General features: G+C 70.3%; 11 protein-coding genes. 8 read left to right on the top strand and 3 right to left on the bottom strand.

Going from position 1 to position 14,052, the window contains the following annotated elements:
- Positions 1-115 precede the first annotated feature (115 nt).
- The 4 genes from KUA19_RS28445 to KUA19_RS28430 all read left to right on the top strand — a co-directional run bounded on the left by KUA19_RS28445 (position 116) and on the right by KUA19_RS28430 (position 4,334).
- On the top strand, positions 116-1,378 hold the full coding sequence (locus tag KUA19_RS28445) for a saccharopine dehydrogenase family protein (RefSeq protein ID WP_217394927.1): 1,263 nt from the start codon (positions 116-118) through the stop codon (positions 1,376-1,378).
- Between the two features lie 95 nt (positions 1,379-1,473).
- Entirely contained in the window at positions 1,474-1,683 is a 210-nt protein-coding gene (locus KUA19_RS28440; protein ID WP_212827194.1) for a type II toxin-antitoxin system VapB family antitoxin, read from the top strand.
- Entirely contained in the window at positions 1,680-2,111 is a 432-nt protein-coding gene (locus KUA19_RS28435) for a PIN domain nuclease (RefSeq protein WP_217394926.1), read from the top strand. The genes KUA19_RS28440 and KUA19_RS28435 overlap by 4 nt, the downstream gene beginning before the upstream one ends.
- A 690-nt stretch (positions 2,112-2,801) precedes the next feature.
- Positions 2,802-4,334: a TROVE domain-containing protein gene (locus KUA19_RS28430; protein ID WP_217394925.1), complete on the top strand. Its 1,533-nt coding sequence runs from the start codon at positions 2,802-2,804 to the stop codon at positions 4,332-4,334.
- Between the two features lie 59 nt (positions 4,335-4,393).
- On the opposite strand, the gene gabT is transcribed toward KUA19_RS28430, so the two are convergent.
- Both gabT and KUA19_RS28420 read right to left on the bottom strand, forming a co-directional pair.
- Positions 4,394-5,677 carry a 4-aminobutyrate--2-oxoglutarate transaminase gene (gene gabT / locus KUA19_RS28425; protein ID WP_372451766.1) on the bottom strand — a complete coding sequence of 428 codons (1,284 nt, stop codon included), beginning with the start codon at positions 5,675-5,677 and terminating at the stop codon, positions 4,394-4,396.
- Positions 5,674-7,104 carry a gamma-aminobutyraldehyde dehydrogenase gene (locus KUA19_RS28420; RefSeq protein WP_217394924.1) on the bottom strand — a complete coding sequence of 477 codons (1,431 nt, stop codon included), beginning with the start codon at positions 7,102-7,104 and terminating at the stop codon, positions 5,674-5,676. The genes gabT and KUA19_RS28420 overlap by 4 nt, the downstream gene beginning before the upstream one ends.
- An 83-nt stretch (positions 7,105-7,187) precedes the next feature.
- On the opposite strand from KUA19_RS28420, the gene KUA19_RS28415 reads away from it, so the two are divergent.
- A complete protein-coding gene (locus tag KUA19_RS28415) occupies positions 7,188-8,621 on the top strand; it encodes an aldehyde dehydrogenase family protein (protein ID WP_217394923.1) in 1,434 nt (477 codons plus the stop codon).
- Positions 8,622-8,674: 53 nt separating this feature from the next.
- On the opposite strand, the gene KUA19_RS28410 is transcribed toward KUA19_RS28415, so the two are convergent.
- Positions 8,675-10,852: a bifunctional glycosyltransferase/CDP-glycerol:glycerophosphate glycerophosphotransferase gene (locus KUA19_RS28410; protein WP_217394922.1), complete on the bottom strand. Its 2,178-nt coding sequence runs from the start codon at positions 10,850-10,852 to the stop codon at positions 8,675-8,677.
- Positions 10,853-11,221: 369 nt separating this feature from the next.
- On the opposite strand from KUA19_RS28410, the gene KUA19_RS28405 reads away from it, so the two are divergent.
- Genes KUA19_RS28405 through KUA19_RS28395 form a run of 3 tightly spaced genes read left to right on the top strand, consistent with a single transcriptional unit; the run spans position 11,222 to position 14,044 of the window.
- Positions 11,222-12,601 carry a phosphomannomutase/phosphoglucomutase gene (locus KUA19_RS28405; protein WP_217394921.1) on the top strand — a complete coding sequence of 460 codons (1,380 nt, stop codon included), beginning with the start codon at positions 11,222-11,224 and terminating at the stop codon, positions 12,599-12,601.
- Between the two features lie 55 nt (positions 12,602-12,656).
- Positions 12,657-12,839 carry a Trm112 family protein gene (locus tag KUA19_RS28400; RefSeq protein ID WP_217394920.1) on the top strand — a complete coding sequence of 61 codons (183 nt, stop codon included), beginning with the start codon at positions 12,657-12,659 and terminating at the stop codon, positions 12,837-12,839.
- Between the two features lie 5 nt (positions 12,840-12,844).
- Positions 12,845-14,044, top strand: a complete 1,200-nt coding sequence (locus tag KUA19_RS28395) for an SIS domain-containing protein (RefSeq protein WP_217395344.1) — start codon at positions 12,845-12,847, stop codon at positions 14,042-14,044.
- The last annotated feature ends 8 nt before the right edge of the window (positions 14,045-14,052 follow it).

Raw genomic sequence — 14,052 nt, 5'->3', positions numbered from 1 at the left:
CCCGGCATCTCCACGGGCACCTGCAGCCCCTCGCGTGACCACGCGGCGGGCTGGGACAACACACTTGAAAAGCCACCCATACGCGGTCGAAAGCCGCGTTGTTGAAGGGACTGTTATGCGTATCCTGCTGGTCGGCGCTGGCGGCGTCGGCAGTGCAGCAGCCTCCATCGCCGCACGCCGTGATTTCTTCCAGCTCATGGTGGTGGCGGACTACTCCCTGGAGCGGGCCCAGAAGGCCGTATCCGGGTACGACGACCGCTTCCTGGCGGCCCGTCTGGACGCCTCGAACGCCGAGGACGTCGCAGCTCTGTGCCGCGAGCACCGCATCACCCACGTGCTGAACGCGGTCGACCCCCGCTTCGTCATGCCGATCTTCGACGGGGCGTACGCCGCGGGCGCCGACTACCTCGACATGGCCATGTCGCTGTCGCGTCCGCACCCGACCGACCCCTACTCCCAGACCGGCGTGATGCTCGGCGAGGAGCAGTTCGCCAAGGCTGTCGACTGGGCGGCCAAGGAGCGACTGGCCCTGGTCGGCATCGGGGTGGAACCCGGCCTGTCGGACATCTTCGCCCGGTACGCCGCCGACCACCTGTTCGCCGAGATCGACGAGATCGGGGTGCGGGACGGGTCCAACATCACCGTGGACGGGTTCGACTTCGCCCCGTCGTTCTCGATCTGGACCACCATCGAGGAGTGCCTCAACCCGCCGATCATCTGGGAGCGCGAGCGCGGCTGGTTCACCACCGCGCCGTTCAGCGAGCCCGAGGTGTTCGACTTCCCCGAGGGCATCGGGCCGGTCGAGTGCGTCAACGTGGAGCACGAGGAGGTGCTGCTCATCCCGCGCTGGGTCGACGCCAAGCGGGTCACCTTCAAGTACGGCCTGGGCAGCGAGTTCATCGAGATCCTCAAGACGGTGCACAAGCTGGGTCTGGACTCCACCCGGCCGATCGCGATCGGCGGCGGCAAGTCCCCGGTCATGGTGTCGCCGCGCGACGTGCTCGCCGCGCAGCTGCCCGACCCGGCCACGCTGGGCTCGCGCATGCGCGGCAAGACCTGCGCGGGCACCTGGGTGCGCGGGCGCGCCCTGGACGGCAAGGTCAAGGAGGTCTACCTCTACCACGTGGTCGACAACGAGTGGTCCATGCGCGAGTACGGCCACCAGGCCGTGGTGTGGCAGACGGCCGTCAACCCGGTCGTCGCGCTGGAACTGCTCAGCGAGCGCGTGTGGCAGGGCATCGGGGTGCTCGGCCCCGAGGCGCTGGACCCGGTGCCGTTCCTGAACAAACTGACCGAGTACGGCTCCCCCTGGGGCGTACGCGAGCAGCAGCCGTTCCGTCCCACCAGCAACCAGGTTCGCCAGCAGGTAGCCGCCTGACCTGCGGCCTTGTGAGCCACGCCCCCTCGGGGATATCTTCATGACTGGGTGGGATATACCCCGAGGGGCGCTCGGCGGACAGACAGGGGACGGTCGTGGCGAAGACTCTCATCGACATCGACGAGGACGCGCTCGCCCTGGCGATGGCCGAGTTCGGCACCTCGACCAAGGTCGAGACGGTGAACCGGGCACTGCGCGAGATCGCCCAGCGCCGCCGCGAACGGGTGGACCAGTTCATGCGGATAGCGCTGCTGACGGCCGACCGGCTCGCGGAGACGGACGTCGACCGGGAAGCGTGGCAGTGATCTACCTCGTCGACAAGTCGGCGTGGGAGCAGTTGCGCTACAGCGACGCGGCACGGCAGTCGATGAGCACGCGCTTCCTCGACGGATCGATCGCGACGTGTCCGGTCATCGCGGCCGAGTTGTGCTTCTCCGCCCGTAACCACGCCGAGCTGACCTCGATGCGGGCCGAATACGAGACGGTGCTTTGGCTGGACACGAACGATGCCGCTCAGCGGCGCATGCTCGACGTCATGCAACTGCTGGCACTGCGTGGCCACCATCGCAGCGTCGGCATACCTGACCTGCTGGTGGCCGCCACGGCAGAGGCGCACGGCGCCACGATCTTGCACTACGACAGCGACTTCGAGCGCATCGCCGAGGTCACTGGCCAGCCCCATGAGTGGATCGTCCCGAGGGGCAGCGGGCACGGCGACTCTCAGCGGGGCTGATCGCATACACTCGACGGGCCGCGCGCCAGGTGCGTCGGCGACGGCTACTCCATGGAGGCCGCTGGCGTACGCCCACGAGGGTGCCGCCGACGCCTGTGAAATGACTCGCCCGGTGACGGGACGCCGCCGCCTCCTCGATCTCTGGCGCGCGGCATTCGTAATCACGTTGTGGCACAGCCGTATCCGCCATAGATTGTCTCTCGTCTCCCGGTGCGCAGGCAGCGGATACTTCTTGGATCAACGGGTTGCGGGTTCGAGTCCCGCTCGGGCCGCAGGGTCCGGTAGCTCAATCGGCAGAGCAGTCGACTGTGCCGCCGCCGACATTGACCTCGGGAGACGCCCATGCGGTCGGTCCGGTGCGCAGGTTACGGCTACTCCACTTGTAATGGGGAGGTCGCGGGTTCGAATCCCGCCCGTATCCATACCGGATGCGCGTAGCTCAGTGGCCCAGAGCGCCATCTGCCGTCGCCGACCCGATCTCGGACGGGCCGCATGGATAAAGCATTGGTGCCACCGAAATCTCTGGTCTAGTTTGATTCAGCACCTCCCGGTGCGCAGGTTGCGGCTACTTCTTCTCGCATAAGAATCCATACGCCGCCGCCGTCTTGATCTCGGGAGGCGCACCATTCCTCATCGTCCGGTGGGTGGATGCTGCGCGCCCGCCGACCACCCTCGGGGGAGGGATCTGTCATGGCGAAGTTCAACGTCGCCACCGCTTTCAAGCAGCGTCCGGCCGGGACCACGGCCCAGGGCGCGCCCGGGTTCGCTCGCGAGCCGAAGCAGGAGCTGTTCCTGCTCGCCGTGGCGAACATGGTCGGTGAGCAGACGTTCTACGAGAACGCCAAGGACCGCGACGCGCGCTTCCTGGCGCTGGTCGCACAGGTGGCTGTCGCCGACCCGGACTGGTTCGCGCGGTTCGTGCCGTGGCTGCGCCTCGGCGCCAACCTGCGCACCGCCTCCGTGGTCGCCGCACTGGAGGGCGCGAAGGCACAGGTCGCGGCCGGTATCCCCGGTTCGCGCAAGGTTGTCGACGCGGCACTGCAGCGGGCCGACGAGCCGGGCGAGGCGCTGGCGTACTGGCTGTCCCGCTACGGCCGGGCGCTGCCCAAGCCGGTCAAGCGCGGGGTCGCCGACGCGGCGGTGCGTCTATACCACGAGCGCAGCCTGCTCAAGTACGACTCCGACAGCGCCGCGGTGCGCTTCGGTGACGTCCTCGACCTGACCCACCCGGCCGCGCGCGACGCGACTCAGGCGGAGCTGTTCCGGCACGCGCTGGACCGCCGCCACCAGCGGGACAACCCGCTGCCCGAGGTGCTGTCGGTGCTGCGCGCCCGCGCGGAGCTGATGTCGCTGCCGGTGCCCGAGCGCGCGGCCGTGCTCGACCCGGGGCGCCTCGCCGCGGCGGGGATGACCTGGGAGGCGCTGGCGGGCTGGCGGCAGGGTCCGCTGGACGCGGCGGCATGGTCGGCGATGATCCCGTCCATGGGCTACCTGGCGCTACTGCGCAACCTGCGCAACTTCGACGCGGCGGGTGTGTCCGACGAGGTCGCTGCTGCCGTGGCGGCGAAGCTGTCCGACCCGGACGAGGTGGACCGTTCCCGCGTGCTGCCGATGCGGTTCCTGTCGGCGTACAACGCGGCACCGAGCCTGCGCTGGGCGTACCCGCTGGAGAAGGCGCTGCAGTTCGCGCTCGGCAACGTGCCGAAGCTGGACGGCCGCACCCTGGTGCTGATCGACACGTCCGGCTCGATGAACAGCCAGTTCAGCCGCGACGGCTCGCTGCGCTGCTGGGACGCGGCGACGCTGTTCGGCCTGGCTGTGGCGGTGCGGGCGCAGGCGGCGACGGTGGTGTCGTTCTCGGACCGGACCAAGGTCTTCGACCTGCGGCCGGGCGAGTCGGTGCTGTCGGCGGTGCGCCGCTTCAAGGACGGCGGCTGGTTCTTCGGCATGGGCACTGAGACCGAGAAGGCGGTCCGGGCTCACTACGACAAGCACGACCGGGTGGTGATCCTCACCGATGAGCAGGCGAGCTTCCACGGCAGCCACGACGTGGCGGCCGCGGTGCCCGCGCACATTCCCGTCTACACGTGGAACCTGGCCGGTTACAAGCTCGGCCACACCGCCCCCGTGGGCCGCCGCTACACCTTCGGCGGCCTCACCGACGCCGCCTTCTCGATGATCGCCCTCCTGGAGTCCGCCGAGCGCACCACGTTCCCCTTCTGAGCGCGTAAGGAAGGGCCCCTTCTTATCGCTTTACGCAGCAGAAGGGGCCCTTCCTTACCTCAGGCGGTGGTGATGAAGGCTTCTTCGAGGATGGACAGGCCGCGGTCGAGGTCGGCGTCGGAGATCACCAGCGGCGGCAGGAAGCGGAACACGTTGCCCCAGGTGCCGCAGGTGAGCGTGAGCAGGCCGGCCGCGTGGCACGCCTTGTTGACCGCGCCGGTCAGGACCGGGTCGGGGTCGAGGGTGCCGGGCTTGACCAGTTCGATGGCGACCATGGCGCCGCGGCCGCGTACCTCGGCGATCTGGGGGTGAGCGGCGGCCAGCTTCGTCAGCCGCTCGGTGAGCACCCCACCGATACGCCGCGCGGCGGCGTTGAGGTCCAGCTCGCGCATGGTCTGGATCGAGGCGAGCGCGGCGGCGCAGGCGATCGGGTTGCCGCCGTAGGTGCCGCCGAGCCCGCCGACGTGCACCGCGTCCATGAGCTCGGCGCGACCGGTGACCCCGGCCAGCGGCAGCCCGCCCGCGATGCCCTTCGCGACCGTGATCAGGTCAGGCACCACGCCCTCGTGCTCGCTGGCGAACCAGTCCCCGGTGCGGCAGAACCCGGTCTGGATCTCGTCGGCGACGAACAGCGCCCCGTTGGCCCTGGCCCACGCCGCGAGGGTGGGCAGGAAGCCGGGTGCGGGAACGACGAAGCCGCCCTCGCCCTGCACCGGCTCGATCACGATCGCGGCCACGTTCGCGGCGCCGACCTGCGTGGTGATCTCGTCGATGGCGCGGGCGGCGGCCTGCTCGCCGGTCAGGCCGTCGCGCAGCGGGTACGACATCGGCGCCCGGTAGACCTCCGGGGCGAACGGCCCGAACCCGTGCTTGTACGGCATGTTCTTCGCGGTCAGCGCCATGGTCAGGTTGGTGCGCCCGTGGTAGCCGTGGTCGAACACCACCACCGCCTGCCGCCCGGTGGCGTACCGGGCGATCTTGACGGCGTTCTCGACCGCCTCGGCACCGGAGTTGAACAGCGCCGACCGCTTCTCGTGGCCGCCCGGGGTCAGCTCGTTGAGCTGCTCGCACACCGATACGTACGACTCGTACGGCGCCACCATGAAGCAGGTGTGCGTGAACAGCTCGACCTGCCGCTTGACCGCCTCGACCACCGCCGGGGCGCTGTTGCCCACGTTGGTGACGGCGATCCCGGCCGCGAAGTCGATCCACTCCCGCCCGTCGACGTCGCGCAGCGTGCCACCGGAGGCCCGCTCGACGTAGGACGTGATGGTCGAGCCGACGCCCTTGGCGACGGCGGCGACGCGGCGGGCGTGGATGTCCGAAGAGGCGCTCAAGGTCATTCTCCGATGTTGTGCATGACGTGCTTGACCCGTGTGTAGTCCTCCAGGCCGTACGCGGACAGGTCCTTGCCGTAGCCGGACTGCTTGAACCCGCCGTGCGGCATCTCGGCGACCAGCGGGATGTGGGTGTTGACCCAGACGCAGCCGAAGTCCAGCCGCTTGCTGACCCGCATCGCGCGCCCGTGGTCGGACGTCCACACGCTGGAGGCCAGGCCGTACCGGCAGTCGTTGGCGTACTTCAGCGCCTGCGCCTCGTCGGCGACCTTCTGCACCGTGATGACCGGCCCGAACACCTCGTCGGTGACGATCTCGTCGCCCTGGACCAGGTCGGCCACGACGGTCGGCTCGAAGAAGTAGCCGCGCTCGCCGACGCGGTGGCCACCGGCGGTGATCCGGGCGTGGGCCGGGAGCCGCTCGATGAAGCCGGTGACCCGGGCCAGCTGGTTGGCGTTGTTGAGCGGCCCGAACAGCACGTCCTCGTCGTCGGGCGCGCCGGTTTTGAGGTTGCGGGCCTGCTCGGTCAGGGCCGCCACGAAGGCGTTGTACGCACCCTCGGTGACCAGCACGCGGGTGGCGGCGGTGCAGTCCTGGCCCGCGTTGAAGAACCCGGCGATCGCGATGCCCTCGGCGGCCGCGGCGATGTCGGCGTCGTCGAAGACCATGACCGGCGCCTTGCCGCCCAGCTCCAGGTGGGTGCGCTTGATCGCGGGCGCGGCCGCGGCGGCCACCTCGGATCCGGCCCGGGTGGAGCCGGTGATCGACACCATCGCCGGAGTCGGGTGCGAGACCAGGGCCCGGCCGGTGTCACGGTCGCCGCAGACGACGTTGAACACGCCCGGCGGTAGGAACTCGGCGGCGATCTCGGCCAGCAGCAGCGTCGACATCGGCGTGGTGTCCGACGGCTTGAGCACGACGGTGTTGCCCGCGGCGATGGCCGGGGCGAACTTCCACACCGCCATTAGCAGCGGGTAGTTCCACGGCGTGACCTGCGCGCAGACGCCGATCGGCTCGCGCCGCACATAGCTGGTCAGGTTCGCCATGTACTCCCCGGCGGAGCGGCCCTCGAGCAGGCGGGCGGCCCCGGCGAAGAAACGGATCTGGTCGATCGCGGGCGGCAGCTCCTCGCTCGCGGTCAGCGCCAGCGGCTTGCCGGTGTTGCGACTCTCCAGCGCCACCAGCTCGTCGGCGCGCGCCTCCACCGCGTCGGCGATCTTCAGCAGCGCCTTCTGACGCTCGCTGGGCGTGGTGTCGCGCCACGTGTCGAAGGCGGCGGCCGCCGCGGCCATGGCGTTCTCTATGTCCTGCTTCCCGGAGACCGGGGCGCTTGCGAGAATCTCCCCGGTGCAGGGGTCGATCAGGTCCGCGTAGCCGCCGTCCACCGGCGCTACGTACTTACCGTTGATGAAGTTGGCCAGTTGTTCTGTCATCGGTGGCATAAGGCAATCTTCGCTACGGAATCCGCAACGAGCAAGGGTCTTGAGCAACTGTTTCCGTGCAGTAGGGTGGGCTTATGGCCGATCAGACCCCGTTCTGGATCGCGGGCAGCCCCGAGTCCAGTGATGATCTTGTAGTTGTGCGTAACCCCTACGACGGGCGCGTGGTCGGACAGACCTCCAATGCCACCCCTGCGCAGGTGGAAGCCGCTGTCGCGGCCGCCGCGCGGGTGGCCCCCGAAGCGGCCCGGCTGTCGGCCGCCGCCCGCGCCGCCGCCCTCGACCACGTCAGCCGCCGCCTGGCCGAGCGCGGCGATGAGGTGGCCGCGCTGATCAGCGGCGAGAACGGCAAGCCGCTGCTGTGGGCCAAGGCCGAACTCAACCGTGCCGTCTCCACGTTCCGGTGGGCCGCCGAGGAGGCGCGGCGGTTCGGGGGCGAGCTGATGCGGCTGGACACCGACCCGGCCGCGGCCGGGCGGATGGCCGTGGTCCGCCGCTTCCCCAAGGGGCCGGTGCTGGGCATCAGCCCGTTCAACTTTCCACTGAACCTGGTCGCGCACAAGGTCGCCCCGGCGATCGCGGTCGGCGCGCCGATCCTGGTCAAGCCCGCCCCGGCCACGCCGCTGTCGGCCCTGCTGCTGGGCGAGCTGCTGGCCGAGACCGACCTGCCCACGGGCATGTTCTCGGTCGTCCCGCTGCCCAACGACCGCGCGGCGGCCCTGGTCGCCGACCCGCGCCTGCCGGTGGTGTCGTTCACCGGCTCCGGGCCGGTCGGCGCGAGCATTCAGCAGGCCGTCCCGCACAAGCACGTGACGTTGGAGCTGGGCGGCAACGCCGCCGCGGTGGTCTGCGGCGACTACGCCGACCTGGACTGGGCGGCCCAGCGCATCGCGCTGTTCAGCAACTACCAGGCCGGGCAGAGCTGCATCGCGGTGCAGCGGGTGATCGTGCACCGGGACCGGATGGCGGAGTTCGTGCCGAAGCTGGTCGCGGCGGTGCGCGCGCTCAAGACCGGCGACCCGGCGGCGGCCGACACCCAGGTCGGTCCGCTGATCACCGAAGCCGCCGCGCAGCGGGTCGAGAGCTGGGTGAACGAGGCGGTCGCCGCGGGCGCCCGCGTCCTCACCGGTGGTGCACGCGACGGTGCCGCCTACGCGCCGACCGTGCTGGTCGACGTCCCGGCGGACGCGAAGGTCTCCTGCGACGAGGTGTTCGGGCCGGTGCTGGTCGTGTCGGCGGTCGACTCCGATGACGACGCGTTCGCGGCGGTCAACGACTCCGCGTTCGGCCTACAGGCGGGCGTGTTCACCGGCGACCTGCAGACGGCGTTCACTGCGCACGCGACGCTGCAGGTCGGGGGCGTGATCGTGGGCGACGTGCCGTCGTTCCGGGCCGACCAGATGCCGTACGGCGGCGTGAAGGGCTCCGGCGTCGGCCGCGAGGGTCTGCGCAGCGCCATGGACGACTACACCGACCCGCGCGTCCTCGTACTCACCGGTCTGACCCTCTGAGCTCGGCCCGGTTCGGCCCGGGAGCACGCCGCTCCCGGGCCGACCGCCGGTGTTCAGGCGGCGGCGGGCTGGTTCAGGAACAGGTGGCGGACCACCCGCTCGGCGGCCCGGCCGTCGTCGAGGTGGCAGAAGCGGCGCCGGAACGCGGCGCGGGCCAGTTCCGCCTCCGGGCTGCGCACCTGGTCGTGCTCGAACAGCCAGACCAGGTCGTCCTGGCTGCGGCAGAACGGGCCAGGACCCTCGGTGGCGAGGTCGAAGTAGGTGCCCCGGGTGGCCCGGTAGACGTCCCAGTCGGGCGCGTAGATCACGATGGGCCGGTCGAGCACGCCGAAGTCGAACATCACCGACGAGTAGTCGGTGATGAGCACGTCGGTGGCCAGGTACAGCTGCTCGATGCTCGGGTGGTCGGAGACGTCGCGGACCTGCGGGTGCGCGGCGACCGAGGAGGCGTCGCGGTCGTAGAAGTAGTGCGCCCGCATCAGCACCACGCCGTCGGGTCCGAGCGCCTTGGCCAGCGCCAGCGGGTCCAGCTGCAGGTCGAACCCCTTGGCGTAGTCGCGGTGGGTCGGCGCGTAGAGGACGACCTTCTGGTCGGGCCGGATGCCGAGCTCCGCGCGCACCTTCGCCGCGTCCTCGGCCGTGGCGGTGGACAGGATGTCGTTGCGCGGGTAGCCGTACTCCAGGGACTGGTAGTTGCTCGGGTAGACCCGGCCCCAGACCTCGGTGGAGTACGTGTTGGCCGCGAGGCTGTAGTCCCAGCGGTCGACGCGCTTGAGCAGCTTGCCGAAGTTCATCTTGCGTGCGGTCAGGGCGTAGCGCATCTCGTCGATGCCCATCGACTTCAGTGCGGTGCCGTGGTGGGTCTGCAGGTGGACGCTGCCCTTGCGCTTGACCACGAAGTCCGGGAAGTTCACGTTGTTGATGAACCAGCGGGCACGGGCCAGCACCCGGAAGTAGCGCCAGGAGTTCTCGACGACGTAGTCCACGCCGGGGGGCACGTCGGCCACCCGGTCGGCCTTGACGATCCACACGCCGCGCACCTCGGGCGTGAGTTCACGGGCCCGCTCGTAGATCGCAGCCGGATTGCACCGCACGCCCCGGCCCCAGTACGCCGAGTACACGGCGAGCCGCTGGTCGATGGGGCGGCGGCGCTGGAGGCTGTAGTAGGCGTACTGCAGCTTGCGGCGCAGTCCCCTGGCCTGGCCGCCCAGCTTCCGCTTGGCCCCGCCCAGCTTGCGTCGGGTCTGGTCGAGGCGCCCGTGCGCGTGGCGCATGCTGCGGTAGCCGAGCCAGCTGCCCAGGGCGAGCAGGCGGTGCCGCGCCGGGCTGGCGTCGGGCGGCAGGATGTAGTCGTCGCCGGTCAGGTGACGCTTGCGCAGCAGCACCGACTCCTGGAAGAAGCGGCTGCGCGAGTCGGGGTTCAGCCGGCGGGGGTTGCCGAGCACGACGAGGCAGTGGTTCATGGCGTGACCGAGCACCCAGGGCCGGATCCGGGCGCCGTCGGCGGCGCGGGCGAGCCGCTCGAAGACCAGGTCGTACTGGGCGAAGACCTCGAAGTGGCGGTCGCTGGTCGTGCCCAGGATCGAACCGGAGCGGCGCTGGCGGTAGAGCACGCAGACCCGGGGCAGCACGCTGACCCGCTCGGCGTGGGCCAGCAGCGGGTAGGTGAACGGCAGGTCCTCGTACCATCCGCTGGGGAAGGGCAACTCGGCCGCGATCAGGAACTCGCGCCGGACGACCTTGTTCCAGGCGCACGGGAACAGCTGCAGCAGCTCCGGCCGCTGCGCGATCCGGAAGACGTCCGGCTGATCGGGGTCGCTCAGCAGCTCGTGCAGCATGTTGCGCTTCTGCGCGCCCCACCAGTAGGTCCGCGCGTAGTCGACGATGAGCACGTCGGGGTCCGTGGCGGCCAGGCGCTGGGCCACGGCGGCGAGCGAGCCCTCGGTCAGCGAGTCGTCGCTGTCGACGAACCAGACGTACTCGCCCGTGGCCACTGCGAGCCCGGCGTTGCGCGCGCCGCCCAGACCGACGTTCTCCGGCAGGTGCAGCGGACGCACCCGGAAGTCCCGCGCGGCGTACTCGTCGATGATCGCGCCGCAGCCGTCGGGGGACCGGTCGTCCACCGCGATGACCTCGATATCACGGAATGTCTGGTTCAGGATTGAATCCAGACACTCGCGCAGATACGGCTGGACATTGTAGATAGGCACCACAATGCTGATCTTTGCCATTTTCATTTCCCCGTTGAGCCTTTGACCGGATGCCATCCCCCAGGCACGCAGAGGGGTCGGAATCGACGTGACTCAGCGGGAAGTGCCAGAAGGGGTCGGTAGACGGCCTCGAAGGTAACAGCGTCTGAACAGTCGGCTAATCAGCTGTGAAGTGAATCACGGGCGATATTGGCGATGCGCCTATTGAGGGCCGGATAAAGGTCCCGTCGTCGGAATACGGGATCCCCTGATTGGGTATCACCTTTTAGATGATCTTCCTATCGCGGTGACGCGGTCGGACCGTCCACGCCCGCGCGCCAGCATGTTGTCGCGGTGGGGAAACCTGTGATGGCTAGGCTGTGGCGGTCCCAGCTGCGAGGAGTGAGCGAAATGTTTGACTTGTCCACCATCGTGAAGGCTTACGACGTGCGTGGCACCGTGCCCGATCAGCTCAACGAGCAGGTCGCCGGAGCCCTGGGACGGGCGTTCGCGCAGACGCTGCGGGAGCGGGGCGAGGACCGCGGCACCATCGTGGTCGCGCACGACATGCGCGAGTCCGGGCCCGCCCTGGTCGCGGCCTTCACCGACGGTGTACGCGCCGAGGGCGTCAACGTGATCAACGCCGGTCTCGGCTCCACCGACCTGCTCTACTACGCCTCCGGCGTGCTCGACCTGCCCGGGGCGATGTTCACCGCCAGCCACAACCCGGCGCAGTACAACGGCATCAAGCTCTGCTATGCGGGCGCCAAGCCGGTCGGTCAGGCCACCGGCCTGTCCGCGGTCCGCGAGACCGCCCAGGCGCTGCTGGACGCGGGCACGCCCGTCCCCGCCGCGACCGGCACCATCGAGCGGCGCGAACTGCTGGCCGACTACGCCGCGCACCTGCGCACGCTGGTGGACCTCAGTGGCGTACGCCCGCTGAAGGTCGTCGTGGACGCGGGCAACGGTATGGGCGGCTACACCGTCCCGGCGGTGCTCGGCGACGCGGTGCTCCCGGCTCTGCCGCTGGACATCGTGCCGCTCTACTTCGAGCTGGACGGCTCGTTCCCCAACCACGAGGCCAACCCGCTGGAGCCGGCGAACCTGGTCGACCTGCAGCAGGCCGTGGTCAAGGAGGGCGCCGACATCGGCCTGGCCTTCGACGGCGACGCCGACCGCTGCTTCGTCGTCGACGCCGACGGCAACCCGGTCTCGCCGTCGGCGGTGACCGCGCTGGTGGCCACCCGCGAGCTGGCCAAGCACCCCGGCTCGACGATCATCCACAACCTGATCACGTCGGCGGCGGTGCCGGAGATCGTGCGCGAGCACGGCGGCACGCCGGTGCGCACCCGGGTCGGGCACTCGTTCATCAAGGCGGAGATGGCCGCGACCGGCGCCGTCTTCGGCGGCGAGCACTCGGCGCACTACTACTTCCGCGACTTCTGGGGCGCCGACACCGGCATGCTGGCCGCGATGCACGTGCTGGCCGCGCTGGGCGAGCAGTCCGGGCCGCTGGCCGAACTGGGCCGCGAGTACGAGCGGTACGCCGCCTCGGGCGAGATCAACTCGGTGGTGTCGGACCAGCCCGCGAGCCTGGCCAAGGTGCGGGAGCACTTCGCCGGGCAGCCGCAGGACGAGCTGGACGGGCTCACCGTGACCTTCGACGACGGGGCGTGGATCAACCTGCGCGCCTCGAACACCGAACCGCTGCTGCGCCTCAATGTCGAGGCCCCGAGCGTGGAGCGGATGTCGCAGCTGCGCGACGAGGTGCTCAAGCTCGTCCGTGGGTAGGCTGCACTTCAGCTCAGCCTCGCTGTAGCCCAGCCTGCGATGTGAAGGAGCCGACGTGTCGCTCGACCCGCAACTGCTCGAGATTCTCGCCTGCCCGGCGGAGGACCACGCCCCGCTGCGCCACGACCCCGAGGCGCAGACGCTGACCTGCACCTCGTGCGGCCGGGTGTATCCGGTGCGCGAGGGTCTGCCGGTACTGCTGCTCGACGAGGTGCTGACCGACAAGGCTGGTGCCTGATGGCCATGCCGCCGCTGGACGGTGCCGCGGGCGTACGCGGCAACCGGTGGTTCGACGAGGCGCTGCTCGACGACGCCCCGGGTCTGGCCGCCCGTGACCCGGGCGGGATGCTGCGCGCCATCGCCTCGGCGGGCGCGCAGGTGCGTGAGGCGACCTCGCTGACCGCCGAGGTGGATCTGAGCCACCTGGCCGACGAGGGTCGCCCCCGGGCGGTCGTGGTGGTGGGCGCCGGTACGGCGGCCCGTACCGGCGACATCCTCACCACCATCGCCGGGCCCCGCTGCCTGGTCCCGGTGCTGACCCACCGCAGCGTGGAGGTGCCCGCCTGGATCGGCGCGGCCGACGTGGTGATCGCGGTATCGGCGTCGGGCCGCTCGCCCGAGGCGCTGGCGGTCGCGGAGGCGGCCGGGCGGCGCGGAGCGCGCCTGGTGGCGATCGGTGCTCCCGGCTCGCCGCTGCAGTCGGTGGCCGAGCGCCACCGGGCGCCGTTCATCCAGGTGCCCCGCCGCGGCGCGGCGCGGGCGAACCTGTGGGGTCTGACCGTGCCGGTGCTGCTCACCGCACGCGCGCTGGGCCTGGTCAAGGTCAACGAGGCCGACCTGGCCGAGACCGCGACCCGGCTGGACCTGGAGGCCGACCGTTGCCGGCCGACCGCCGAGACCTTCGTCAACCGGGCCAAGACCCTCGCCCTGAACCTGGCCGGTTCGGTGCCCATCATCTGGGGTGACTCGCCGCTGGCGGCGGTCGCGGCGGTGCGCTACGGCGACATGCTGTCGGCCAACGCCCGCTACCCGGTCGTCACCGACGCGCTCGGCGAGGCCGGTCGGGGCCGGGTGGGTCTGCTCGACGGCGTCTTCGGCGCGCTGGCCGCGCTGGAGCGGGACATCTTCGCTGATCCGGACCTCGACGCGCCTTCGGCCGACCCTCCGCGCCTGAAAGTGGTGCTGCTGTGCGACGGTGGTCTCGCCGACGAGAACAGTGCGGCGCAGACGACGGACCGGCGGGCCGAGGTCGTGCAGGACATCGCCGCGAGGCGAGGCATCGAGGTTGACGTGCTCACCGCTGAGGGAGGCTCGGCGCTGGAGCGCTTCGCCTCGCTTGTGGCGGCGACCGACTTCGCCTCGGTGTACCTCGGGCTCGGGCATGGCCTCGATCCGATGGCGGTGCCGGCCGTCACCGAGCTGAAGGAGCAGTTGCGCAAGTGAAGTATGGG

Origin of the sequence: Catellatospora tritici (genome assembly GCF_019083965.1) — a bacterium.
GTDB lineage: Bacteria > Actinomycetota > Actinomycetes > Mycobacteriales > Micromonosporaceae > Catellatospora > Catellatospora tritici.
This window is presented reverse-complemented; position numbering and strand designations above follow the sequence as displayed.

What these genes read in the sequence shown, in the direction of transcription:
- KUA19_RS28445 (WP_217394927.1), top strand. Translation starts at nt 116, where the DNA reads ATGCGTATCCTGCTGGTCGGCGCTGGCGGCGTCGGCAGTGCAGCAGCC.
- KUA19_RS28430 (WP_217394925.1), top strand. Translation starts at nt 2,802, where the DNA reads ATGGCGAAGTTCAACGTCGCCACCGCTTTCAAGCAGCGTCCGGCCGGG.
- gabT (WP_372451766.1), bottom strand. Translation starts at nt 5,677, where the DNA reads ATGACCTTGAGCGCCTCTTCGGACATCCACGCCCGCCGCGTCGCCGCC.
- KUA19_RS28420 (WP_217394924.1), bottom strand. Translation starts at nt 7,104, where the DNA reads ATGACAGAACAACTGGCCAACTTCATCAACGGTAAGTACGTAGCGCCG.
- KUA19_RS28415 (WP_217394923.1), top strand. Translation starts at nt 7,188, where the DNA reads ATGGCCGATCAGACCCCGTTCTGGATCGCGGGCAGCCCCGAGTCCAGT.
- KUA19_RS28410 (WP_217394922.1), bottom strand. Translation starts at nt 10,852, where the DNA reads ATGGCAAAGATCAGCATTGTGGTGCCTATCTACAATGTCCAGCCGTAT.
- KUA19_RS28405 (WP_217394921.1), top strand. Translation starts at nt 11,222, where the DNA reads ATGTTTGACTTGTCCACCATCGTGAAGGCTTACGACGTGCGTGGCACC.
- KUA19_RS28395 (WP_217395344.1), top strand. Translation starts at nt 12,845, where the DNA reads ATGCCGCCGCTGGACGGTGCCGCGGGCGTACGCGGCAACCGGTGGTTC.